At 72.0% G+C, this 22,980-nt stretch carries 19 protein-coding genes and 1 tRNA gene; 6 read left to right on the top strand and 14 right to left on the bottom strand.

Annotation, left to right across the window (positions count from 1 at the left end; all coding sequences use genetic code 11):
• Nucleotides 1-259: 259 nt before the first annotated feature.
• The 7 genes from ACF088_RS13025 to ACF088_RS12995 all read right to left on the bottom strand — a co-directional run bounded on the left by ACF088_RS13025 (nt 260) and on the right by ACF088_RS12995 (nt 7,305).
• Nucleotides 260-1,063, bottom strand: coding sequence for an ABC transporter ATP-binding protein (locus ACF088_RS13025; protein ID WP_392375755.1), 804 nt, complete (start codon nt 1,061-1,063; stop codon nt 260-262).
• Nucleotides 1,056-1,985, bottom strand: a complete 930-nt coding sequence (locus tag ACF088_RS13020) for an ABC transporter permease (RefSeq protein ID WP_392375754.1) — start codon at nt 1,983-1,985, stop codon at nt 1,056-1,058. The genes ACF088_RS13025 and ACF088_RS13020 overlap by 8 nt, the downstream gene beginning before the upstream one ends.
• 78 nt (nt 1,986-2,063) lie before the next feature.
• Nucleotides 2,064-2,936 carry a glycosyltransferase family 2 protein gene (locus tag ACF088_RS13015; RefSeq protein ID WP_392376008.1) on the bottom strand — a complete coding sequence of 291 codons (873 nt, stop codon included), beginning with the start codon at nt 2,934-2,936 and terminating at the stop codon, nt 2,064-2,066.
• Between the two features lie 23 nt (nt 2,937-2,959).
• Nucleotides 2,960-3,739: a CDP-alcohol phosphatidyltransferase family protein gene (locus tag ACF088_RS13010; RefSeq protein WP_381645296.1), complete on the bottom strand. Its 780-nt coding sequence runs from the start codon at nt 3,737-3,739 to the stop codon at nt 2,960-2,962.
• Nucleotides 3,717-4,778, bottom strand: coding sequence for an iron-containing alcohol dehydrogenase family protein (locus ACF088_RS13005; RefSeq protein WP_392375752.1), 1,062 nt, complete (start codon nt 4,776-4,778; stop codon nt 3,717-3,719). Before ACF088_RS13005 ends, ACF088_RS13010 begins: the two co-directional genes overlap by 23 nt.
• Complete coding sequence (locus ACF088_RS13000; RefSeq protein ID WP_392375751.1) at nt 4,766-5,503, bottom strand: sugar phosphate nucleotidyltransferase; 738 nt, start codon at nt 5,501-5,503, stop codon at nt 4,766-4,768. The genes ACF088_RS13005 and ACF088_RS13000 overlap by 13 nt, the downstream gene beginning before the upstream one ends.
• Nucleotides 5,500-7,305: a DUF5941 domain-containing protein gene (locus tag ACF088_RS12995; protein WP_392376007.1), complete on the bottom strand. Its 1,806-nt coding sequence runs from the start codon at nt 7,303-7,305 to the stop codon at nt 5,500-5,502. The genes ACF088_RS13000 and ACF088_RS12995 overlap by 4 nt, the downstream gene beginning before the upstream one ends.
• 557 nt (nt 7,306-7,862) lie before the next feature.
• Between ACF088_RS12995 and idi the strand changes: the two genes are divergently transcribed.
• Nucleotides 7,863-8,474, top strand: coding sequence for an isopentenyl-diphosphate Delta-isomerase (gene idi, locus ACF088_RS12990; protein WP_350255682.1), 612 nt, complete (start codon nt 7,863-7,865; stop codon nt 8,472-8,474).
• Here the strand turns inward: idi and ACF088_RS12985 are convergent.
• From ACF088_RS12985 to ACF088_RS12975, 3 genes are all read right to left on the bottom strand, one after another.
• Nucleotides 8,449-8,940 carry an ATP-binding protein gene (locus ACF088_RS12985; protein WP_392375750.1) on the bottom strand — a complete coding sequence of 164 codons (492 nt, stop codon included), beginning with the start codon at nt 8,938-8,940 and terminating at the stop codon, nt 8,449-8,451. The genes idi and ACF088_RS12985 overlap by 26 nt on opposite strands.
• Before the next feature lie 248 nt (nt 8,941-9,188).
• Nucleotides 9,189-9,262, bottom strand: a tRNA-Met gene (locus ACF088_RS12980).
• Nucleotides 9,263-9,436: 174 nt separating this feature from the next.
• Nucleotides 9,437-11,110 carry an ABC-F family ATP-binding cassette domain-containing protein gene (locus ACF088_RS12975; protein WP_392375749.1) on the bottom strand — a complete coding sequence of 558 codons (1,674 nt, stop codon included), beginning with the start codon at nt 11,108-11,110 and terminating at the stop codon, nt 9,437-9,439.
• A 55-nt stretch (nt 11,111-11,165) separates the two neighbouring features.
• Between ACF088_RS12975 and ACF088_RS12970 the strand changes: the two genes are divergently transcribed.
• Nucleotides 11,166-11,936 (top strand): enoyl-CoA hydratase/isomerase family protein, encoded by a 771-nt coding sequence (locus ACF088_RS12970; protein ID WP_392375748.1) that lies wholly within the window; start codon nt 11,166-11,168, stop codon nt 11,934-11,936.
• Between the two features lie 97 nt (nt 11,937-12,033).
• On the opposite strand, the gene ACF088_RS12965 is transcribed toward ACF088_RS12970, so the two are convergent.
• Nucleotides 12,034-12,678, bottom strand: coding sequence for a DJ-1/PfpI family protein (locus ACF088_RS12965; protein WP_392375747.1), 645 nt, complete (start codon nt 12,676-12,678; stop codon nt 12,034-12,036).
• Nucleotides 12,679-12,744: 66 nt separating this feature from the next.
• On the bottom strand, nt 12,745-13,716 hold the full coding sequence (locus ACF088_RS12960; RefSeq protein ID WP_392375746.1) for a GlxA family transcriptional regulator: 972 nt from the start codon (nt 13,714-13,716) through the stop codon (nt 12,745-12,747).
• Nucleotides 13,717-13,859: 143 nt separating this feature from the next.
• Here ACF088_RS12960 and ACF088_RS12955 point away from each other — a divergent pair, with 143 nt between their 5' ends.
• Nucleotides 13,860-14,729 carry a hypothetical protein gene (locus ACF088_RS12955; protein WP_392375745.1) on the top strand — a complete coding sequence of 290 codons (870 nt, stop codon included), beginning with the start codon at nt 13,860-13,862 and terminating at the stop codon, nt 14,727-14,729.
• A 225-nt stretch (nt 14,730-14,954) separates the two neighbouring features.
• Nucleotides 14,955-17,462 carry a Tex family protein gene (locus ACF088_RS12950; RefSeq protein ID WP_392375744.1) on the top strand — a complete coding sequence of 836 codons (2,508 nt, stop codon included), beginning with the start codon at nt 14,955-14,957 and terminating at the stop codon, nt 17,460-17,462.
• A gap of 70 nt (nt 17,463-17,532) precedes the next feature.
• On the opposite strand, the gene ACF088_RS12945 is transcribed toward ACF088_RS12950, so the two are convergent.
• Nucleotides 17,533-18,528 (bottom strand): alpha/beta hydrolase family protein, encoded by a 996-nt coding sequence (locus ACF088_RS12945; protein ID WP_392375743.1) that lies wholly within the window; start codon nt 18,526-18,528, stop codon nt 17,533-17,535.
• Between the two features lie 177 nt (nt 18,529-18,705).
• On the opposite strand from ACF088_RS12945, the gene ACF088_RS12940 reads away from it, so the two are divergent.
• Nucleotides 18,706-19,293, top strand: coding sequence for a TetR/AcrR family transcriptional regulator (locus ACF088_RS12940; RefSeq protein WP_392375742.1), 588 nt, complete (start codon nt 18,706-18,708; stop codon nt 19,291-19,293).
• Nucleotides 19,294-19,381: 88 nt separating this feature from the next.
• On the opposite strand, the gene ACF088_RS12935 is transcribed toward ACF088_RS12940, so the two are convergent.
• Nucleotides 19,382-21,391: an FUSC family protein gene (locus ACF088_RS12935; RefSeq protein ID WP_392375741.1), complete on the bottom strand. Its 2,010-nt coding sequence runs from the start codon at nt 21,389-21,391 to the stop codon at nt 19,382-19,384.
• Nucleotides 21,392-21,720: 329 nt separating this feature from the next.
• On the opposite strand from ACF088_RS12935, the gene ACF088_RS12930 reads away from it, so the two are divergent.
• Nucleotides 21,721-22,764, top strand: a complete 1,044-nt coding sequence (locus ACF088_RS12930; RefSeq protein WP_392375740.1) for an FAD-dependent oxidoreductase — start codon at nt 21,721-21,723, stop codon at nt 22,762-22,764.
• The last annotated feature ends 216 nt before the right edge of the window (nt 22,765-22,980 follow it).

Raw genomic sequence — 22,980 nt, 5'->3', positions numbered from 1 at the left:
CGGCGCCGCGCCCTGATCGAGCCCGCATCACCCACTTGGGCGAGCATTGCCCGACATATCCCACTTGTGCCGTTCGGCACCCGTACAGCTTACGCCGTACATCTCGCCCGCGTCCGAGGGGGTACCGAAGCCCGAGGCAACAATCCCTCTAACGTCCATTACGCCCGAACTATTCCAGGTGTCACCGGAGTTGACCGTTTCGTCACGCTCGAAGGCCCCCGCGAGGCGGACTCACGGAGGCCTTCGGGTGCGGGACGGGCTATTTGCCCGTTTCCTTTTCGTACGCCTTGATCACTTCGTCCGTGGGGCCGTCCATCAGCAGCTCGCCGCGCTCCAGCCACAGGGTCCGGTCGCAGGTGTCGCGGATGGACTTGTTGTTGTGGCTGACCAGGAAGACCGTGCCGGCTTCCTTGCGCAGTTCGCGGATGCGGGCCTCGGAGCGCTTCTGGAAACTGCGGTCGCCGGTGGCCAGCGCCTCGTCGATCATCAGCACATCGTGGTCCTTGGCCGCGGCGATGGAGAACCGCAGCCGGGCCGCCATACCGGAGGAGTAGGTGCGCATCGGCAGCGAGATGAAGTCGCCCTTCTCGTTGATGCCGGAGAAGTCGACGATGCCGTCGTAGCGCTCGCGGACCTGCTCGCGGCTCATGCCCATGGCCAGGCCGCCGAGGACGACGTTCTTCTCGCCGGTCAGGTCGTTCATCAGGGCCGCGTTCACGCCCAGCAGCGAGGGCTGGCCGTGGGTGTAAACCTTGCCGCGCTCCGCGGGCAGCAGGCCGGCGACCGCCTTGAGCAGCGTCGACTTGCCCGAGCCGTTGGAGCCGATCAGGCCGATCGACTCGCCGCGGTAGGCGGTGAAGGAGACACCCTTGACCGCGTGCACCTCGCGCACGCCGGAGGAGGGCTTGCGGCGGACGATCCGGTTCAGCGCCGCGGTGGCACTGCCCTTGCCCGCGCCGGTGCCGTAGACGCGGTAGACGATGTGCAGATCGTCCGCGATCACGGTCGGGATCCGCGCCTCGGCGGCCTCGGTCGGCTCGATGCCGTTCTTCTGTTCAGCCACGTCCGTACCGCTCCTCAGCCTTCCAGAAGTACACAAAGCCGACCACGCCCATCAGCAGCGCCCAGCCGCCGGCGAACGCCCACACATGCGGGGGCAGCTTCGCGGCGGTGAAGCTGTCGATCAGCGCGAAGCGCATCAGGTCGATGTAGACGGCGGCCGGGTTGGCGTTGAGCAGCACTTCCACGAAGCCGGGGACGTGCTTGCCCTTCAGGATCAGGTCGATGCTGAACATCACGCCGGACGCGTACATCCACGTCCGCATGATGAAGGGCATCAGCTGCGCCAGGTCCGGGGTCTTCGCTCCCATCCGCGCCATGACCATCGCCAGGCCGGTGTTGAAGACGAACTGGAGCGTCAGCGCCGGGAAGGCCAGCAGCCACGACCAGGTCGGGACCTGCCCGAAGCCGAGCAGGATGATCACCAGCACGCCCATGGAGAACAGCAGCTGCTGCAGTTGCATCAGGCAGAACGAGATCGGCAGGCAGGCCCGCGGGAAGTGCAGCGCCCGCACCAGACCGAGGTTGCCGGAGATCGCCCTCGTACCGGCCATCACCGAGCTCTGGGTGAAGGTGAAGATGAAGACGCCGGTCACCAGGAACGGGACGAAGTCGGGGACGCCCCTGCTCGTGCCGATCAGCACACCGAAGATCAAGTAGTACACGAGCGCGTTCAGCAGCGGCGTCGCCACCTGCCAGACCTGGCCCAGCTTGGCCTGGCTGTACTGCGCCGTCAGCTTGGCGCTGGCGAACGCGGAGATGAAATGCCGCCGGTCCCACAGCTGCCGGACGTACTCCGGCAGCGAGGGACGCGCCCCGCTCTGCGAGAGCCCGTACTTCTGGGCCCGCTGGGCAGGCGTGAGTCCCTCATCGGAAGATGGCGGGGCACTCATGGCGACCGCACCGTCGTGCGTGGTCTCGCTCACAGTTGACACTTTCGTCCTCAAGGTGCGCTGCCGGGGCCACGCCCCGGTTCGCGCCTGATGCTCTCAGATACGAGCTTGTCAGATGACGGGAGGGCGGCCCAGTCGGGTCAGTCGCCAAACGGTAGCCCACTTCATGGGGCGCCTGGGACCGCACGGGGTCGCCCAGCCCTCCTTGAAGCCGCCCAGCCACGCCCGCAGCGCCGGTCGCGACGGCCGGCGGGCGAGGGTGAGCAGAAACCAGACACCGAGATAGACCGGAACCAGCGGGGCGGGGAGATTGCGCCGGGCCAGCCACACCCGGTTACGGGCCACCATCCGGTGGTAGACCGCATGCCGGGCCGGCGCCGTCGTCGGATGGAAGAGCACCATGTCCGCCCGGTAGTCGATCTGCCAGCCGGCGTTCAGTGCCCGCCAGGCCAGATCGGTCTCCTCATGGGCGTAGAAGAAGTCGTCGGGCAGCCCGCCGACCTCCTCGAACACCTGCGTACGGACCGCGTTGGCACCGCCGAGGAAGGTGGTGACCCGCGACGAGCGCAGGGGGTCCGCGGCCCGCAGCCGAGGCACATGGCGGCGCTGGGTCTCCCCCGTGTCCGGGTCGGCGATCCGGAAGCTGATGATCCCCAGCCCGGGGTCGGCTGCGAAGGCCTCCCGGCACAGCTCCGCGGTGTCCTCCCTGGCCAGCAGCCCGTCGTCGTCCAGGAAGAGCAGGACGTCGACCTCGCTGCCGCCGGGTCCGAACGCCTCGATGCCGACATTGCGGCCGGCCGGGATGCCGACGTTCTCCGGCAGCTCGACGGTCCGTACGCCCTCGGGGAGCTCGGGCAGCGGCGAACCGTTGCCGACGACCGCGATCTCGATCGGGTCGCCCTCCTGCTTGGCGACCGAGTCCAGCAGCGCGCGCAGCTCCTCGGGGCGGTTGCCCATGGTCAGGACAACCGCACCGAGCCGCATGCTCCTACCCACATCGGCTCCCGTCACTTGAGCCTGCTGGAGGCGAGGATGGACACGAGGTGCAACAGGGTCTGCAGGAGCGCGATGCCCGCCAGCACGGCGACGCCGAGCCGCGAGAAGAACAGATCGCCCCTGACCGTGTCCAGGACCGCCAGGACCAGGATCAGCAGGGAGGCCTCGACCCCGAGGACCAGGCGGTGGAACTTCAGCGCCGCGGCCGCCTTGCGGGCCAGCGCCATACCGGACGAGCGCGGCTCGGACGCCGTCTCCTTGACCGGCGGCAGACCGCCCTGGTGACGGGCGACACCGACGAGGTCGGTCTCGGCCTTGATCAGGATGGCGCCGAGAGCGGCGAGGGTGCCGAGGAAGGCCCACAGCCAGTCGATCCGCCCGGAGCCCCACAGATCGGCGGCGCGCAGGCCGAAGCCGACGAGCACCGCGGCGTCGCACAGGTAGGCGCCGACCCGGTCCAGGTACACCCCGCCCAGGGAGAACTGCTTCTTCCAGCGGGCGACCTCGCCGTCGACACAGTCGAGCAGCAGGTAGAGCTGGACCATCAGGACGCCGAGCAGGGCCCCCGGGATCCCCGGCACCAACAGGGCGGGGGCGGCGAGGACGCCGGCCACGGTCATCACGTAGGTCAGCTGGTTGGGAGTGATCCGCGTGTTCACCAGGTGGCGGTCGATGCGCAGCGAGAGCTCGCGCATGTAGAGCCGGCCGGCCCAGTGCTCGCCGCTCCGCCGGTCCTTCACCCCCGGTGGGTGAACGACCGGCCGGAGCTCAGCTACCGATGGCTTGTGCATAGTCGGCGTAGGCGTCCCTGATCTGGTCGGTGGACAGGTCGAGGTGCTCCAGGATGGTGTAGCGCCCGGGGCGGGTCTTGGGTGCGTACTCGACGGCCTCGACGAATTCCTCGTCCGTGAAGCCGATCTCACCCGGCGTGACCGGCAGGCCGTGCCGGCGCAGCACCTCGACCATCAGGTCACGGGTCTCCTGGTCCCCGCGCAGATGCGTGGCGAAGGCCGCGGCGAGGCCGCACTGCTCGCCGTGGCTCGCGGCGCGCTTGGGGTAGAGGATGTCGAGCGCGTGGTTGATCTCGTGGCAGGCGCCGGACGCCGGACGGCTGTCACCGGCCACCGACATCGAGATGCCGGTCAGGACCAGGCCCTCGGCCAGCACCTGGAGGAACTTGTCGTCCCCGACACCGCCGGGGTGGCGCAGCACGGCCTCGCCGGCCTGGCGTGCCATGGCGGCGGCCAGTCCGTCGATCGCCTCGCCGGTCTCGCGGTGCGAGAGCTCCCAGTCCGCGACCGCGGAGATGTTGGAGATCGCGTCACCGATGCCGGAGCGGACGAACCGGACCGGGGCCTCACGGATGATGTCGAGGTCGATCACCACGGCGATCGGGTTCGGCACACCGTAGGAGCCGCGGCCCGCGTCGTTGTCGAGGGTGGCGACCGGCGAGCACAGGCCGTCGTGCGACAGGTTCGTCGCCACGGCGACCAGCGGCAGGCCGATACGCGCCGCGGCGAACTTGGCGCAGTCGATGATCTTGCCGCCGCCGAGGCCCACGACCGCGTCGTAGTGCCCCTTCTTCATGGCGTCGGCGAGCTTGATCGCTTCGTCCAGGGTGCCGCCGCCGACCTCGTACCACTCTGCGCCGGGCAGTGCCGGCGACAGCCGCTCGCGCAGCCGCGCGCCCGAGCCGCCGCTGATCGCGATGGCGAGCTTGCCCGACGCGGAGATGCGCTGATCGGCCAGCAGACCCGCCAGGTCGTCCAGGGCGCCGGCGTTGATGTCAACGACGACCGGGGACGGAATGAGGCGGGTCAGTACTGGCATGCGATGTCACGGCCCTTCGCCAGGTCGTCATGGTTGTCGATCTCGACCCACTTGACGTCGCCGATCGGGGCCACGTCCACCGTGAAGCCGCGGTTGACGAGCTCCTGGTAGCCGTCCTCGTAGTAGAGGTCGGGGTCCCGCTCGAAGGTGGTCTTCAGGGCGTCGGCCAGCTCCTCGGCGGCCGAGCCCTCGATGAGGGTGACGCCGATGTACTCACCGGTCGCCTCGGCCGGGTCCATCAGCTTGGTGATCTTCTGGACGCCCTTGGCGGGGTCCACGATGACCTTCATCTCCTCGTCGGCGAGCTGCTTGACGGTGTCCAGCGCGAGGATGATCTTCTGGCCGTTGCCGCGGGCGGCGAGCAGGGTCTTCTCGACGGAGACCGGGTGCACGGTGTCGCCGTTGGCGAGGATCACATCGTGCTTGATGGCGTCACGGCCGCACCACAGGGAGTAGGCGTTGTTCCACTCCTCGGCCTTGTCGTTGTCGATGAGGGTGAGCTTGAGGCCGTACTTCTGCTCCAGGGCCTCCTTGCGCTCGTAGACGGCTTCCTTGCGGTAGCCGACGATGATCGCGACCTCGGTCAGGCCGATCTCGGCGAAGTTGCCGAGGGTCAGGTCGAGGATGGTGGTGTCCCCATCGACCGGCACCAGAGCCTTGGGCAGGGTGTCGGTGTAGGGGCGCAGACGCCGTCCGGCGCCGGCAGCCAGCACGAGGCCGATCATGCGGGTTCTCCTTCATCGTGTACGGCGGGTGCTTGGGAGGACACCCAGAAACGGATGCTCTCGATGAGCACCAGCAGCGCCAGGACCCCGGCAAGGGCCGTCAGCGCGATTGTGAAACCTGAGGGGGACAGAGCGGCGGCGAGAACAGTGATCACGAGGATCCGTCCCTCATGTCCGCCGGTCGCCCGGACGAGCCACCGCGGGGGGGCTCCGGTGCCACCGCGGATGCGGTAGACCGTGTCGTAGTGATGGTAGGCGACCGCCGCGACCAGCCCGAACGCCGCGGGCAGCGCTCCGGGGACGTCCGCACGGGCGGCCAGGACCAGGATCGTGACGTATTCGCCGACCCGGAAGAAGGGCGGCACGAGCCAGTCGAGGGCGCCCTTGAGCGGCCGTGCCACGGCGGCACCGGCCAGCAGCGCGGAGCAGACGGCGACGCCGACGGTGAGCCAGGACATCGGGTCGCCCTCGAAGATCACCCAGACCAGCAGCACGGCGGCTGAGAGAAACGCCATGACCGGCGCCAGGAAGGAACCGGTGCGACCGCGGCCGTGGCCACGGCCGGCGATCAGCTCGGCGAGCGGCCCGGAGTCGGCGAGATCGGCCAGCGCCTGGGCGGCGCGGTCGGTACGGCGGGCCCGGCGGGTGAGCGAGCGCAGCACCCGGCCCGCCGTGGTGTAGCAGGCGGCCAGCGCACAGCCGATGAGCAGGGCGTAGAAGACGATGCGCGGGGTGGTGAGCGCGGTGAGCACCGCGATCATGGCCCAGCGCTCACCGATCGGCAGCACGATCATGCGCCGCACCCAGACCGTCCAGCCGACGCTGTCGAGCTTGTCGGAGAGCGCGGCGGTGGGGCTGGTGTTGGCGGCGGCGTCGTGGTTCGCCTCGTTGAAGGAGAAGTCGACGACATGGCGGCAGGTCTGCAGCACCATCGCGCCCAGCGCCAGCGCCCATACGTCGTCCCCGCCGCGCGCCGCGCCCAGGGCCAGGCCCGCGTAGTACGCGTACTCCTTGGCCCGGTCGAAGGTGGCATCGAGCCAGGCGCCCATCGTCGAGTACTGCAGGGAGTAGCGGGCGAGCTGCCCGTCGGCGCAGTCCAGGACGAAGGAGAACAGCAGCAGGAAGCCGGCGGCGACGAAGCCGCCGCGGGTTCCGGTGGCCGCGCAGCCGGCCGCGATCAGCGCGGTGAGCAGGGACGCGGTGGTGACCTGGTTGGGGGTCAGCCCGCGGCGCGCGCACCAGCGGGCGAGGTAGCGGGAGTACGGGCTGATGCAGTACGTGGTGAAGAACCCGTCGCGGGACTTCACGGCGGTGCGCAGCCGTACGGCCTCGTCGTCGACGGCGGCGACGGCCTCCCGGGCGTCCCCGCGCTGTGCCGGGGTGAGCGCGACGGTGGCGACCAGGCTGCCCAGCTCGACGCGGTGCAGTCCGGTCACCTCGCGGTCGAGGGAGTCGGTCAGGGTGTCGGTGAGGACGTCCGTGAGGTGGGCGGTGCCGGCGCCGACCGGGATCCTGCCGACCGCACGGGTCAGCGCGGCGCGTGCCTCGGGCTGCGCGGTGAACGCGCCCGGCACCGCCGCGGCGGGGAAGCGGGGATCGGTCAGCGCGAGCCGCAGGGCATGCAGATGGCCGACGAAGCGGGGATCGACGACGGCGACCCGCTCCTGGGCGGGCACCGCGGCGAGCAGCTCGGCAACGGATGCGGCATCGTCCGCAATACGGACGTCAAAGCCCAGCGTGCGCAGGTCGGCTTCGAGCGGCGACCCGGCGACCGGCGGACCGGTGAGGATGGCGGTCGACAGTCGAACTCACTCCTTGGATGCTGACAAGGCAGCACGGACGGTTCGTGATCGATCCGCATTCGATACGAACTACCCGGGCAGCGGGCGTGGCACACCTGGCGCCCGGAGGGCTGGGGTGGCACGTCGGCAGAGGCTATCGGATCGCCGGATGCGGCCGTTCACCGCGCATTCACCGCACGATCGAGTGACCGACGGCTGCGCCTGCCGCGATCATCATGGTGGATCAGGTGGTCCATGAACAACTGGCCTGCGGACCTGGCGTCCCCTCCGGTGCCGGTTATGAGCGGGCTGGTCACGGGGCGGGCGGGTTGTTCCGGGGCAGGTGTGGCGAGAGCCATCCCAGGTCCGGGGCGGTCGCCGTCCGGCGCCGCCGTCACCGGGACGCGCGGCGCGGTCCGAATCGAGGGCGCAGGGCGCGGCAGCGGGTGTGGACCATCTCACGGCCGGGCGCACGGCAGGAGCGGCGCGCTGGCATGTGGCGCCGCGCACCCGCTCTGCCGGTGATGCGGACCCGGCTAGGGCAGACTTGGCGTCGAAGACCGACGACAAGGATGGGCATGCCGATCACACCTGCCAACGGACAGACCGCCGGGGACCCGGCGGTGAGCACACCGGGCGGCGCCGCCGAACCGATCATGCTGGAGCTGGTCGACGAGGACGGTACGACGATCGGCACCGCGGAGAAGCTCGCGGCCCACCAGGCTCCCGGGCAGTTGCACCGGGCGTTCTCCGTCTTCCTCTTCGACGAGAAGGGACGGCTGCTGCTGCAGCGCCGGGCGCTGGGGAAGTACCACTCCCCCGGTGTGTGGTCCAACACCTGCTGCGGCCACCCGTATCCCGGTGAGGCACCGTTCGTGGCCGCGGCCCGGCGGACCTCGGAGGAGCTGGGCCTGGCGCCCGCCCTGCTGGCGGAGGCGGGCACCGTGCGTTACAACCACCCCGACCCGGCCTCCGGCCTCGTCGAGCAGGAGTACAACCACCTGTTCGTCGGGCTGGTGCGGGCCGAGCCGGCACCCGACCCCGAGGAGATCGGCGAGATCGCCTTCGTGACGCCGGAGGAGCTGGCCGAGCGGCATGCCGAGGCACCGTTCTCCGCCTGGTTCATGACCGTGCTGGACGCGGCGCGTCCGGCGGTGCGCGAGCTCACCGGAGGGTCGGCGGGCTGGTAGCCAGCGGGGTGAGCGGCAGCTCGGCCCAGATGGCCTTGCCGCCGTTCCTCGTGTTCTCGACGTCGCACTTGCCGCCCGCCTCCGCGGTGAGCGTCTTGACGAGCCACAGGCCGCGGCCGCCGACGTCACCCTGTTCCGCCTCCAGTGCCTTGGGGCGGTAGGGGTGGCTGTCCTCGACCGCGACCCGTAGCCAGTTCGCCCCGATCGTGACCTGGACGGCGATCTGGGGCGAGAGCAGGGCGGCATGCCGGACGGCGTTGGTGACGAGTTCGGAGACGATGAGCAACAGGCCGTCCATGATCTCGGCGGCTACGGGAACACGCTGTTCGTCGAGCAGATCCCGGACCGCGTGGCGTGCCTGCGGCACCGAAGACTCCAGTGCCGGGGCGGTGAACCGCCAGACACCTTCGTACGCGAGCGGGGAGGTCAGCTCTTCGGGGGGCTCTGCGGGGGGTCCGGAAGGCATCCTCACAGGAAGAGTGTTGAGAATGCGTTGGTCCGGACCGGCCAGCTGAACACAAGTCAGCGGTTATCGACGCCTTATGGCCGATTGCGAATGAGGCGATCGACCCGGCGACCGATCCTGTTCTCTTTGTGGGTTGTTCGCGGACTTAGAGGTGACCCCCGTACGACCCTCGCCCCCGCAACGACGCCTCGGAGCGCACAGCGCAGCAGGCCCGGTGCCTGGGCACCGGGCCTGCTGCGCTGTTTCAGTAGCGGGGACAGGATTTGAACCTGCGACCTCTGGGTTATGAGCCCAGCGAGCTACCGAGCTGCTCCACCCCGCGTCGGTGAACACCACACTACGGGTCGGCCGCCCCAGGGCCAAATCGATAATCACCACGGGTGCCGCGGGCCCGCCGGTCCCGGTGCGCGCTCTGCACCGGGGCGGTGCTCCGGCAGCGTTCCCACCGCGCCCGGGCGACGCCCTTGCCGCCTCCGGGCGATGCCCCGCCGCGTCCTCAGACCGCCCGGTCGGTGACCCGTCCGCCGTCGACCTCGATACGGCGGGTGGTGTGCACCGCTTCGAGCATCCGGCGGTCGTGCGTGACCAGCAGCAGGGTGCCGGGGTACGAGGCGAGCGCGGACTCCAGCTGTTCGATGGCCGGCAGATCGAGATGGTTGGTCGGCTCGTCCAGGACGAGGAGATTGACCCCGCGGCCCTGGAGGAGGGCCAGCGCGGCGCGGGTCCGCTCCCCTGGTGACAGGGTGCGCGCCGGGCGCAGCACATGCGCCGCCTTCAGCCCGAACTTCGCCAGCAGAGTGCGGACCTCGGCGGGCGGAAGGTCGGGGACACAGGCCCGGAAGGCATCCATCAGCGGCTGGTCGCCCAGCGCCTGGTCGCCCGAGCCGTGTGCGCCGAAGAGCCGGCCGCGCGCCTGGTCGACCTCGCCGACCACCACGCCGGGGCCCAGGGCGGCGTGCCCGGTGTCCAGCGGGAGCCGGCCGAGCAGGGCGGCGAGCAGGGTCGACTTACCGGAGCCGTTGGGGCCGGTGATGGCGACCCGGTCCGCCCAGTCGATCTGCAGGTCCACCGGGCCGAAGCGGAAGTCGCCGCGCCGCAGGCCGGCGCCGCGCAGGGTGGCCACGACCGCGCCGGCCCGGGGCGCGGCGGCGATCTCCATCCGCAGTTCCCACTCCTTGCGCGGTTCCTCGACGACATCGAGCCGCTCGATCAGGCGCTGGGTCTGCTTGGCCTTGGCGGCCTGCTTCTCGGTGGCCTCCACCCGGGCCTTGCGGCCGATCTTGTCGTTGTCGGGGGCCTTGCGGCGGGCGTTCTTGACGCCCTTCTCCATCCAGTTGCGCTGGGTGTGTGCCCGGGTCTCCAGGGCGGCCTTGGTGTCGGCGTAGTCCTCGTACTGCTCCCGGGCATGACGCCGGGCCCGTTCGCGCTCCTCCAGGTAGGAGGTGTAGCCGCCGCCGTAGGTGTTGACCTGCTGCTGGGCGAGGTCGAGTTCGACGACGCGGGTGACCGTGCGGGTCAGGAACTCGCGGTCGTGGCTGACCAGGACGGTGCCCGCGCGCAGCCCCGTGACGAAGGACTCCAGGCGGTGCAGGCCGTCCAGGTCGAGGTCGTTGGTGGGCTCGTCCAGCAGGAAGATGTCGTAGCGGGAGAGCAGCAGGGAGGCGAGCGAGGCACGGGCGGCCTGGCCGCCGGAGAGCGTCGTCATCGGCTGGTCGAGGCCGATGGACAGGCCGAGCTGCCCGGCGGTGTCCTCGGCGCGCTCGTCCAGATCGGCCGCGCCCAGTGCGAGCCAGCGCTCCAGCGCCGTGGCATAGGCGTCGTCCGCACCGGGCCGCTCGTCGACCAGCGCCTGGGTGGCGGTGTCCAGGGCGAGCTGGGCGTCGGCCACGCCCGTACGGCGGGCGAAGAAGGCGCGTACGGTCTCTCCCTGGCGGCGGTCGGGCTCCTGGGGGAGGTGGCCGACCGTGGCGGTGGGCGGGCTGAGCGAGAGCGTGCCGTCCTCCGGGGTGTCCAGGCCGGCCAGCAGGCGCAGCAGCGTGGACTTGCCCGCGCCGTTGGCGCCGACGAGGCCGACCACATCGCCGGGGGCGACGACCAGATCGAGGCCGGAGAACAGGACGCGCTCGCCGTGGCCGGCGGCGAGGTCTTTGGCGACAAGAGTTGCTGACATCAGGCCGCCGATCGTATCCGGCCCGGTTCGTCGCGGTCGCTCTAATATCCGGAGCATGGAACCCGGCCTGAAGACGCATGTCAGCGACGGCACAGCGACCGTCACCATCAGCAATACCGGCAAGCGGAACGCGATGACCGTGCAGATGTGGCGGGACCTGCCGCCGCTGCTGGAGCGGCTGGCGGCCGACCGCTCCGTCCGGTCGCTGGTGCTGACCGGCGAGGGCACGACGTTCTGCGCGGGCGCCGACATCGGGTCGCTGCGGGATCCGGCGGGTGAGTCGCAGGGTCTGGCGGCGGCGGCCGAGGAGGCGCTGGCGGCGTTCCCCGGGCCGACGCTGGCGGCGATACGCGGCTATTGCGTGGGGGGCGGCACCCAGTTGGCGGCCGCCTGCGATCTGCGGTTCGCGGAGGAGGGCGCACTGTTCGGGGTGACGCCGGCCAAGCTGGCGGTCGCCTATCCGGCGACCGCCACCCGGCGGCTGGTCCGGCTGGCCGGGCTGTCCACCGCCAAGTACCTGTTGTTCTCGGGCGAGTTGATCGACTGCACACGGGCGCTGCGGACGGGCCTGGTGGACGAGGTGCTGCCCGAGGGCGCGCTGGACAAGCGGGTGGCGGAGTTCTCGGCCGTCCTGGCGAGCCGGTCGCTGCTGACACAGACCGCGGCGAAGGAGCTGGCCGACGGGACGTGGGATGTGCCGCCGGCCGAGGCCGAGGAGCGCGGCGCCCACTGGGCCGCGCAGGCGCGGGCGAGCGGCGACACCGCGGAGGGTGCCGCCGCCTTCCTGGAGCGCAGGGCGCCGCGCTTCACCTGGCCGACGGACTGACGCCGGGGCGGGCCTTACGCGGACCGGACCTCAGGTGGGCCGGGCTCAGGCGGGCCCGGCCGGGTCAGGCCCCGGCCCGCCCTCGTGGGGCGGCTGCTCACGCCTCCCCGGCCAGCAGGAACCGGCTGCGCTCCCGCAGCATCGCGGTGATCTCGGCCGGGGCCTTGTCCGGGGAGCCCGCGTCGTAGGGCGGCTGCGGGTCGTATTCGATGCCGAGCTGGATCGCCTGGGCCGCGGCGTCCCCGGCGATCCGGCCGGCCAGCGTCAGCCCCATGTCGATGCCGGACGAGACGCCGGCCGCCGTGACGTACTTGCCGTCGATGACCACCCGCTCCGCGGTCGGCTCGGCCCCCAGCGCCGGGAGCTGGTCCAGCGCGAGCCAGTGGGAGGTCGCCCGGCGTCCCTTGAGGAGGCCCGCGGCAGCCAGGATCAGCGAGCCGGTGCACACCGAGGTGGTCCAGGTGGTGCCGGCGTCCACGGCGCGGATCCACTCGTGCACCGGGCCGTCCGCCATCTGCGCCCGCTGCCCCGGGCCGCCGGGCACCACGAGGATGTCCGGTGCGGTGACCTCGCCCAGCGCGGCGTCGGCGACCAGGCCGAGCGAACCGAGCTCATTGCGGTACGGGCCGGTGCGTTCGCCGACGAACACCGCCTGGGCCCCCGGCAGCCGGCCGAGGGTTTCGTAGGGGCCGACGGCGTCCAGTGTGGTGAAGCCGTCGAAGAGAAGGATCGCAAGCTGCATGGCGTCTCCTGTCGGTAGATCGGTTGAGGTGGTGGCGGCCGGTGGAGCCGTGTGGCCGGTATGGGGTCAGGGAACGGCGACGGGTGGTCCGGCGGTCCGGAAGCGGCGGCGGTATTCGGCCGGAGAGGCGCCCAGGACGCGGAGGAAGGCGCGGCGCATCGCCTCGGGGGTGCCATAGCCGCAGCACCGCGCGACCTGCTCGATACCGTCGACGGAGTCCTCCAGCTGCCGTCGGGCGGCCTCCAGCCGGACCCGGTCGACATAGCGTCCCGGCGTCATGCCCACCTCGTCGCGGAAGGCACGGGCGAAGTGCCGCGGGGAGAGGCTCGCGCGCTCCGCGAGGGCGTCGACGGAGAGGTCCCCCGCCGGGTTCTCGGTGATCCACTGCTGGACGTCGCGCAGCGGTCTGCGCTGTGCGGTCTGCGCGGCGAGCTGGGCGCTGAACTGGGTCTGGTTGCCGGGCCGCCGCAGGAACACGACCAGATGGCGGGCGACGGTCAGCGCGACGTCCCGGCCGAGGTCCTCCTCCACCAGGGCCAGCGCGAGGTCGATACCGGCCGTCACGCCTGCAGAGGTGGCCAGATCGCCGTCCCGTACGTAGATCGGCTCGGGTTCGACCCGCACCGCGGGGAACCGTTCGGCGAGGGTGTCGCAGAGCATCCAGTGGGTCGTCGCGCGGCGGCCGTCCAGCAGCCCGGCCTCGGCCAGCAGCAGCGCTCCACTGCACACCGAGACCTTCCGCCGGGCGCGGTGGGCGTTGCCGCGCAGCCAGTCGATCAGCCGGGGATCGGGGGTGCGGGTGCCCTGGCCGCCGGGCACCAGCAGCGTGTGCGGCGCCCCGGTGGCGGCGAGGGTGGTGTCGGGGACCAGGGTCAGCCCGCTGGTGGTGCGGACCGGGGCACCGTCAAGACTGGCGGTGCGGATCCGGTAGACGCCCGGGACTCCCTGGGCCGCTCCGTGAAAGACCTCGACCGGTCCGGAGACGTCGAGAGCCTGCACACCGTCGAAGAGAACGACGAGTACCTCGCGCTGTTCCATGTCCTCCATCCTGGGCAGCGGCGGCGAGGGCGGCAACGACGGATTTCCCACCCTTTCTGCCATCGCACGGGCCGGGAGCCGCTTCGGCCCTCCTCCGGTGCCCTGCACTCCCCTCCATACCGACGGGTCGGTAACCTGCCCGTATGACCTCTTCCAGCGCACTGCCCGAGCAGGCCGGCCGTACCTGCCACAACGTCGTCAACCCGTTCCACTCCACGCACTACTTCGCGCCGGAGCTCGCCGCGGAGATGGCCAAGGCCGGCGTCGAGAACCGCAGCGCCGCCTACTTCGCCTGTCGCGGAGCGGCCATGGGTGCGGTAGGCCCCGGCGCCATCACGGCCACCTTCTACAACTTCAAGCACGACCTCATCGCCGAGCACGTCCCGGACGTCTGGACGGTCACCACGCCGGCGGCCGTGCTGGACGCCCGGCTGCGCGCCGTGGACGCCACGCTGCGCCGGCTTCTGGGCCCGGAGGCCGTCGGGTCGCCGGAGATGGCCGAGGCCGCTCATCTGGCGCTGCGCGCCGTCGAGGCCTGCACCCGCCAGGCCCGGCCGCTGTACGCCGCGCACGCCGACCTGCCGGTGCCGGACGCCCCGCACCTGGCCTACTGGCACGCCGCGACGCTGCTGCGCGAACACCGCGGCGACGGCCACCTGCTGGCGCTGCTCGACGCCGAACTGGACGGGCTGGAAGCGCTGGTCACCCACACCGCCAGCGGCCGCGGGATGAGCTACCAGGGCGTCATGGCGACCCGCGGCTGGGCGGAGGAGGACTGGGCGGCGGCGCAGGAGCGGCTGCGGGCCCGTGGCCTGCTGGACGCCGAGGGCGAGTTGACCGAGGCCGGCATCCGGCTGCGCAAGGACCTGGAGCGTACGACGGACCGGCTGGACCGGGCGCCGTACGAGCACCTCGGCGCCGACGGCGTGGCCCGGCTCACCGAGCTGGCAACCGGCTTCACCACCGCCGCCATGAACGCCGGCGCGTTCCCCGCCGCGCTGTTCGGCAAGTAAGGCCCCCGCTCGGCGCGTGAGCCTCCGTGGCGCGGGAAGGCCCTCGGTCCCGGGCGGGATGCGTCTGCTCCCGCCCGGAGCCGGGCGCCGCGGCGTCCCGGCCGGCCCCGGGGCCAACGCGGGACTTCCCGGACACCCCGTGACGGCTGGGCGGTGCGACAGTCCGGCCCGTCAACCGGCACAATGCAGGCTCATGCAAGCGCTGGAAGGCGGGTCAGGATCAACGTGACGGCATCCACTGAGCCCATCGGGACCCTCGGGTCCATCGAAGCGAGGATCGCCGGGGAGCTCGGCGTCAAGGAGCGGCAGGTGAAGGCCGCTGTCGAACTGCTCGACGGTGGCTCGACGGTCCCGTTCATCGCGCGCTACCGCAAGGAAGCCACCGAGACGCTCGACGATGCGCAGCTGCGCTCGCTGGAGGAGCGGCTGCGCTATCTGCGGGAGCTGGAGGAGCGGCGGACCGCGATCCTGGAGTCCGTACGGTCCCAGGGCAAGCTCGACGCCGCCCTGGAGGCGCAGATCCGCGGCGCCGAGTCCAAGGCGCGGCTGGAGGACATCTACCTCCCGTTCAAGCCCAAGCGGCGTACCAAGGCGCAGATCGCGCGGGAGGCGGGCCTGGAGCCGCTCGCCGACGGGCTGCTCGCCGACCCTTCGGTGGAGCCGTCCGCGGCCGCCGCGGCGTTCGTGGACGACGCCAAGGGCGTAGCCGATCCGGCCGCCGCCCTGGAGGGCGCGCGGGCCATCCTGACCGAGCGGTTCGGGGAGGACGCGGACCTGATCGGCGAGCTGCGCGAGCGGATGTGGTCGCGCGGGCGGGTCGCGGCGAAGGTGCGCGAGGGCAAGGAGGAGGCGGGCGCGAAGTTCGCCGACTACTTCGACTTCGCCGAACCGTTCACCGAACTCCCCTCCCACCGGGTGCTGGCGATGTTCCGCGGCGAGAAGGAGGAGGTCCTCGATCTCGCCCTGGAGCCAGAGGACCCGTCGGCGGCCACCGAGGGCCCGAGCTCCTACGAACGGTCCATCGCCCACCGCTTCGGCATCACCGACCGGGGCCGGCCCGGCGACAAGTGGCTGCAGGACACCGTCCGCTGGGCCTGGCGCACCCGGGTGCAGGTGCACCTCGGGATCGATCTGCGGCTGCGGCTGCGGCAGGCAGCCGAGGACGAGGCGGTGCGGGTCTTCGCCTCGAACCTGCGCGATCTGCTGCTGGCGGCGCCCGCCGGTACGCGGGCCACGATGGGCCTGGACCCCGGTTTCCGCACCGGTGTGAAGGTCGCCGTGGTGGACGCGACCGGCAAGGTGGCCGCCACGGAGACCATCTACCCCCATGTACCGCAGCAGAAGTGGGACGCCTCGCTGGCCACGCTGGCGAAGCTGGCCCGCGAGCACGACGTCGAACTGATCGCGATCGGCAACGGCACCGCCTCCCGCGAGACCGACAAGCTGGCGGCCGATCTGATCGCCGCGCAGCCGGAGCTGAAGCTGACGAAGGTGATGGTCTCCGAGGCCGGCGCCTCGGTGTACTCCGCCTCCGCGTTCGCCTCGCAGGAGCTGCCCGAGCTGGACGTCTCGCTGCGCGGCGCGGTGTCCATCGCCCGCCGTCTGCAGGACCCGCTGGCCGAGCTGGTCAAGATCGACCCGAAGTCGATCGGCGTCGGGCAGTACCAGCACGACCTGTCCGAGGTGAAGCTGTCGCGCTCGCTGGACGCGGTGGTCGAGGACTGTGTGAACGGCGTCGGCGTGGACGTCAACACCGCCTCCGCACCGCTGCTTTCCAGGGTGTCGGGCATCGGCTCCGGGCTCGCGGAGAACATCGTGGCGCACCGGGACGGCAACGGCCCGTTCCGCTCCCGCAAGGCCCTCAAGGACGTGGCGCGGCTCGGCCCCAAGGCGTACGAGCAGTGCGCGGGCTTCCTGCGGATCCGGGGCGGCGACGACCCGCTGGACGCTTCCAGCGTGCACCCGGAGGCGTACCCGGTGGTGCGCCGGATGGTGAAGTCGGCGGCCACCGAGGTCGGTTCGCTGATCGGCAACGCCACGGTGCTGCGCACGCTGAAGGCCGCGGACTTCGTCGACGACTCCTTCGGCCTGCCGACGGTGAGCGACATCCTGCTGGAGCTGGAGAAGCCGGGCCGCGACCCGCGTCCGGTCTTCAAGACGGCGACCTTCAAGGAGGGCGTGGAGAAGATCGGCGATCTGCAGCCGGGGATGCTCCTGGAGGGCGTGGTGACCAATGTCGCCGCCTTCGGGGCGTTCGTGGACGTGGGCGTCCATCAGGACGGTCTGGTGCATGTCTCGGCGATGTCCAAGACCTTCGTCAAGGACCCGCGGGACGTGGTGAAGCCGGGCGACATCGTGCGGGTCAAGGTGCTCGATGTCGACATTCCACGGAAGCGGATCTCGCTGACGCTGCGGCTGGACGACGAGCACGGCAAGGGCGCTGCGGCGACCGGCGGCGGCGAGCGCCGTGGCGGCTCGGGCGGCTCCGGCGGCTCGGGCGGCTCCGGCGGCTCGGGCGGCTCGGGCAGCTCCGGCGGCGGCCGGGGACCGCGTGAGGGCGGCCGGAGCGGTGCACCGCGGCAGCGGCAGGGCGGCGGCGGGCAGCGGCAGGGCGGCGGCGGGCAGCGCGGCGGTGACCGCCGGGGCAGCCGCGACGCCGGGCCGGCCAACGACGCGATGGCGGATGCCCTGCGGCGGGCCGGGCTCCTGGGCACGGAGCGCGGCGGCCGCTGACGGACCACGGCAGCCAACCAGCGGCAGCGGGCCGGGAGCTCGCTGCCGCTGGAACGACCGTGTTGAGGAGTTATGCGGACGGCCTGCTGGGCTTCGGCTCGTCCTTGGATTCGACTCGTCCGACCGGCTGGGGGCCGGTGGCCGGCGCCTCGCGTGCGGTCTGCCAGGTGTGGTCGCCGGGGTGGAGCTCGGTGCGGAGGTAGGCGGCGGTGAGCCGCCCGACGGCGGCGACTCGCTCGGGGCTCTCGTCCGTGGTCTCGGCGGCGTCGTATCCGGGGATCCCGCCGAGTGCGTGCCCCGCGCCGAACAGGGTGAGCAGGGACTTGGGGCCGGGGCTCAGGGTGTAGGGGTCGGCGTGCCAGTCCGGCCCCATGTCCGTGAAGTGCCGGGAGTCGTCCTCGTCGCCGGCGACGACCAGCGCGGGCGTGGTCATCGTGGAGAAGTCGATGGTCCGCAGGACGGGCAGCGCGTCCGCCATGGGCCCGTTGAGGACGTCGCCCCTACCGGGCGCGGCCAGCAGCACACCCGCCTTGATCCGGGGCTCGATGAGGCTCACTTCCTCCCCGTTGTCGGGGTCGGTGACCCGGGCACCGAGCAAGAGGCTGGAGGTGAAGCCACCGAAGGAGTGTCCGGCAACGGCGACCTTGGTGTGGTCGATCCGCCCGGCGAGTAGCGGCACGGCCTTTTCGATCACGTCGAGCCGGTCGAGGAGGTGTGTCATGTCCTCGGCCCGCGAGCGCCAGAAGAAGGGTGCGCCGGGGGCGTCGGCGACCAGGTGGCTCAGGGTCCTGGAGGTGAGGTGGGTGGGCTGGACGACGGCGAACCCGTGCGCCGCCCAGAAGTTGGCGAGCGGCGCGTAGCCGTTCAGCGAGGAGAGGTTGTTCGAGGGGCCCTGGCCGTGCGAGAGCAGGATGACGGGAAGTCCCGTTCCGCTCGCGGGTGCCGAGACGCGTACCTGCAGGTCCACGGGACGTCCGGGTACGGACAGCACCACCGGTCCGAAGGACAGGACCGGGACGGGCGCGCCCAAGACGCCGGCGGTGGCGGTGTCAGCGGAGGCGTTCACGATGTGTGGGTTCCCCTTCTGTGGGCCCGGTCCTTCGCCCGCCGGTCTGGTGAGACGGGCGGCGACGGCCAAGGCGGTGAAGAGCGCCCCGCGTCAGCTAAGCTGAAACGGAACACTGCTCCATTTAATATCCGGAGCAGCGATCCGTTTTGTCAAGCGGTGTCGAAGGAGAACGTGATGCCCACCGATGGCCCCGTCGGGGAGCCGCCGGCCCGAAGCAAGCGGGCCGACGCCCAGCGCAACCGGCAGACGGTACTCACCGCGGCCGCCGAGGTGTTCGTCACCTCCGGCGTCGACGCGCCGATCCGGCAGATCGCGGCCGGGGCGGGCGTCGGGATGGCCACGATCTACCGCCACTTCCCGACCCGGGCGGATCTCGTCACCGCGGTATACCGCCACCAGATCGAGGCTTGCGCCGAAGCCGGCCCGAACCTGCTGGCCGGTGCCGACTCCCCGCTCGACGCACTGCGCCAGTGGATCGACCTCTTCGTCGATTTCCTGGTCACCAAGCACGGACTCGCCGACGCCCTGCAGTCCGACAGCGACCGCTTCGCCGCGCTGCACACCTATTTCCTCGACCGCCTGCTGCCCGTCTGCGCCCACCTGCTCGACGCCGCGGTCGACGCCGGCGACATCAGGCCCGGCACGCAGCCCTACGAGCTGATGCGCGGCATCGGCAACCTCTGCGTCGGACGCGACAGCGACCCCCGCTATGACCCCCGCCGTTTGATCGAACTGCTCCTCCGGGGACTCCAGCGACCTTGACCGGCCTGACGACGGCGTTCACCGACGGCGACGTTCACCGACGCGACGGCGTTCACCGACCCGACGGCGGGCGGCGGTGTCCCGCGGTTCAGGGCGCCCCCGCATAGCCACGAATGTGCTCCAGTTCCGCTGCCACATCCGTGAGCGTGGCGCAGTCCGGAACCGGCAGCAGATCAGGGCCCGGCAGACGGTCGGCGGGCCGGCGGCGCGGGTCCTCCAGGGCGTCGGCCATCGCCGACAGCGCCAGGCACAGCCGCTCGGCCTCGGCCACGCTCGGGCGGCGGGCGCCGTGGTCCAGGCGGACCGCACAGGCGGTCGCGGCGTCCACGATGCGTTCGGCGGCGGTGACGACGGTCAGCCAGTCGGGGTTGCGGTCGCGGGCGGCGAGGAGCTCCGCCGCGGCGGTCTCCGCTGCCGCCCTGGCCTCCCCCAGCGACCGGTAGGCGGCACGGCGCAGCGCCAGCCGCCGGGTGGGGTCCGCGTCCGGTGCCGACTCCAGGACGTGCCGGAGGAACTCCTCGGTGCTGTGCAGCGCCGAGGTGACGCGGTGGCCGACCCGGCGGCGCGGGTCGGCGAGCCGTGGCAGATGCCCGACGACGAGCACGATGCCGCAGGCGATGGAGGTGTCGACGACCCGCTCGGCGGCGGCTTCCTGAGAACCGCTGGCGTAGACGAACGACAGCACCATGAGCGTGATCGCCACGGTCTGGAGCGCGAAGTGGCGCGTGGCGAACGGCAGTAGCGCGCCACCCGCACCCGCCACCAGCGCGGGCCACCACGAACCGGTCAGCACCAGGCCCGCCCCGGCGAAGACCAGCACGCCGGCGACGGTCCCGGCGAAGCGGTTGACCGTACGGGAGAAGAGCGGGCCGAGGTCGGGTTTGACGAGGAAGGTGGTGGTCGCCGGGAGCCAGTACCAGTGCTCCGGACGCAGCAGCAGGGCCACGGCGGCGCTCGCGGCGATGCAGACGGCGACCCGCAGGCCGTAATCCCGCCCGGCGGGCCCGAACAGACTGCGCCCGCGCCGTGTCCGCCCGCCGGCGGCAGCCACCGCCGCACGGGCCACGGTGCCCGGCACGGTCAGCCACAAGCGACGGCCGGAGGGGGCCGGTGCCGGCGGCTCCGGTGCCGGGGGCAGCGGCTCCTGACGGGCGAACGCGACCGCGGCGTCCAGCAACGCCTGGTCGAAGGCGCCGCGTGCGGCCGTGCTGGTCTCCGGGGCGGACAACCTGCCCGGGGACCGCCCGGTGCGCAAGGCCTCGGCGAACTGCCGCGGACCCTGTGCCACGCGGGACGGCAGCGGCCGGGCCTCCCACAGCAGCGCCACGCTGGCCTCGCACAGCGCGGTCGCCGCGGCGAACCGCTCGGCGAGCAGGAGTTCTTCCGTACGGGCGGAACGGCGCAGCAGGCTGCTGGTGAGCCGGCGCAGCCGCAGGGCCTCGTCGGCGCGGTCCAGCGCGGCGGTGAGCCGGCGCCGGGCGGGCTCGGCACCGGCCCCACCGGCCGCGCCCAGGGCATCGGCGAGCGCGTCGAAGACCGTGGCGACCGCCGCCCGCTCTCCGCTGAGCGCACCGCCCGCGGGACGGGGCGAGCGCAGTACGAGCCGCAGCAGGAGCAGCCACAGGCAGCCGGCGAGGACGAAGAGGGCCTTCGCCCAGGGCGCCCCGGGCAGCGGCATCCCGGCACCCAGGACGGTGGTGGCCAGCATCTGCATGCCGGCGTTGGAGCGCACCGGCCCGGCGATGCTGCCCGCGCCGGAGACAAAGCCGACGGCGAACAGCGCCGGAACGATCCACCAGCCCGCGCCGGTCGTCTGCAGCGAGGCGCCGATCAGCATGCCGAACGCCGAGGCGAGGGCGGGCAGACCGATATGGACGATGCCGGTGCGCCGGGTGCCGGGGCGGTCGTTGACCCCCGCCAGCATGGAACCGAGACCGCTCAGTACGCCGGGTGCCGGGTGGCCGGTGGCGATGCCCGCGCCCAGCAGCGGTCCCGCGCACAGCGCACCGCGGGCGACGGCCGCCCAGGGCACGGGCAGCCGCTGCCAGTGGAAGGGGTGGGCCAGCCAGGCGGGCACGGCGCGCTGGGCGCGGAGCATGAGCCTCCTCAGACGACGGCGTACGGACGGCAAAACAGGATCCGAGGGGCGACATCGGCCAACGGTGCTGCTACCAGCCTAAGGTCCGGGATTGTCCGGACCACTGCCGCGGGGTTACCGCAAGATCACGAACGCACGGCGGGGAGGCGGCTTACCCCCGTAAGCACCTGCCCTCCACCCGGCCAGACGCTCACCGCACCACGCACCCCACACGTGCTGCCTTCGCACGTCCTGCCTTTGCACGTCCTGCCTTTTCCCGGGCGCGCGCTGTGTCCCGTCCTGCCCGCCCCACCCTCGTCAGCCTCCTCCCCGCCCGCTACCGTCCCGCCATGGCGATCAACACAGGTGACATGGACGTAGCGGTGATCGGCGGCGGCGTGATCGGGCTGACGTCCGCGATCGCGCTGGCGGAGGACGGGCACCGGGTGCGGGTGGTCAGCCGGGACGCCGTGGACGGTACGACGTCGGCGGTGGCCGGCGGGCTGTGCTGGCCGTACCGCATCCGGCCCTACGAGCGGGCGGTGCAGTGGTCCGTGCGGTCCTTCCATGCGCTCACCGCGCTCGCACAGCGGCCGGAGGAGACGGGCGCCCGGATGGTGACGGGCACCATGACGGACACGACGCACGGCGGCGGGGACGACGCACGGCAGTGCCCGGGCGACCGCCCCGACGACGATCTGGCCGCCTGGTACGACGCGGTGCCCGGGTTGCGGCGGGCGAGCGCCGAGGAGCTCCCCGAGGGACATGCGGCCGGGTGGCGGGCCCGTACTCCCCTGGTGGACATGCCGGCCCATCTCCGCTACCTGGAGCGGCGGTTGACGGCCGCGGGCGGCACCGTGGAACGGCATGAGGTCACCTCGCCTGCGGAGGCCGGCCGGACCGCCGACGTGGTGGTGAACTGCTCGGGGCTGGGCGCGCGTGAACTCGTACCCGATCCGGACGTCCATCCGGTCCAGGGACAGCTGGTGATCGTGGACAACCCCGGTATCGAGGAGTGGTACGTGTCCGCCGACGCGGGTTCGGCGGAGACGACGTATGTGCTGCCGCAGCCGTACGGCGTGGTGCTGGGCGGGACGGCGCGGGAGAACGTGTGGTCGCGGGAGCCCGATCCGGCGGTGGCGGAGGCCATCGTGGCGCGCTGTGCGCGTCGCTTCCCCGAGCTGGCGGGGGCGCGGATACGGGCGCACAAGGTAGGGCTGCGGCCGGCCCGCCCGGCGGTGCGGCTGGCGGTGGAGCGGCTGCCCGACGGCACGCCGTGCGTCCACAACTACGGGCACGGGGGTGCGGGGGTGACCGTGTCGTGGGGATGCGCGGACGAGGTGCTGCGGAGCGTACGGGCCCTCCGGGAGGGTGCGGGGCCGCTGGGCCGGTGACGGTGGCGGAGCCCGGCCCGGCCACGGAGCCGGACCCCCTGACACCTGCCGGCTGCCCGCCCGAAGGGCACCTGGGGCACCTGGGACTTGTGAATCGGCGCCGGACGAGATGAAGTTGCCGCCCAAGGGCGTACATCCCTTCACCGGTCCTGTGCGTCTCATGAGCAAGCGGCATTTCCATATCGCCGCACTTCAGGGGCATTTGGAGTATACATT

This window comes from Streptomyces sp. NPDC015125 (assembly GCF_043080045.1).
Taxonomy (GTDB): domain Bacteria; phylum Actinomycetota; class Actinomycetes; order Streptomycetales; family Streptomycetaceae; genus Streptomyces.
The sequence above is the reverse complement of the archived record's forward strand: the minus strand, read 5'-3'. Positions and strand labels throughout refer to the sequence as shown.

Bases quoted from the DNA above. Each gene is read 5' to 3' on its own strand.
- ACF088_RS13010 (WP_381645296.1), bottom strand. From the start codon at position 3,739: ATGCACAAGCCATCGGTAGCTGAGCTCCGGCCGGTCGTTCACCCACCG.
- idi (WP_350255682.1), top strand. From the start codon at position 7,863: ATGCCGATCACACCTGCCAACGGACAGACCGCCGGGGACCCGGCGGTG.
- ACF088_RS12985 (WP_392375750.1), bottom strand. From the start codon at position 8,940: ATGCCTTCCGGACCCCCCGCAGAGCCCCCCGAAGAGCTGACCTCCCCG.
- ACF088_RS13000 (WP_392375751.1), bottom strand. From the start codon at position 5,503: ATGATCGGCCTCGTGCTGGCTGCCGGCGCCGGACGGCGTCTGCGCCCC.
- ACF088_RS13005 (WP_392375752.1), bottom strand. From the start codon at position 4,778: ATGCCAGTACTGACCCGCCTCATTCCGTCCCCGGTCGTCGTTGACATC.
- ACF088_RS12970 (WP_392375748.1), top strand. From the start codon at position 11,166: ATGGAACCCGGCCTGAAGACGCATGTCAGCGACGGCACAGCGACCGTC.
- ACF088_RS12960 (WP_392375746.1), bottom strand. From the start codon at position 13,716: ATGGAACAGCGCGAGGTACTCGTCGTTCTCTTCGACGGTGTGCAGGCT.
- ACF088_RS12940 (WP_392375742.1), top strand. From the start codon at position 18,706: ATGCCCACCGATGGCCCCGTCGGGGAGCCGCCGGCCCGAAGCAAGCGG.
- ACF088_RS12975 (WP_392375749.1), bottom strand. From the start codon at position 11,110: ATGTCAGCAACTCTTGTCGCCAAAGACCTCGCCGCCGGCCACGGCGAG.
- ACF088_RS13015 (WP_392376008.1), bottom strand. From the start codon at position 2,936: ATGCGGCTCGGTGCGGTTGTCCTGACCATGGGCAACCGCCCCGAGGAG.
- ACF088_RS12955 (WP_392375745.1), top strand. From the start codon at position 13,860: ATGACCTCTTCCAGCGCACTGCCCGAGCAGGCCGGCCGTACCTGCCAC.
- ACF088_RS12965 (WP_392375747.1), bottom strand. From the start codon at position 12,678: ATGCAGCTTGCGATCCTTCTCTTCGACGGCTTCACCACACTGGACGCC.
- ACF088_RS12935 (WP_392375741.1), bottom strand. From the start codon at position 21,391: ATGCTCCGCGCCCAGCGCGCCGTGCCCGCCTGGCTGGCCCACCCCTTC.
- ACF088_RS12930 (WP_392375740.1), top strand. From the start codon at position 21,721: ATGGCGATCAACACAGGTGACATGGACGTAGCGGTGATCGGCGGCGGC.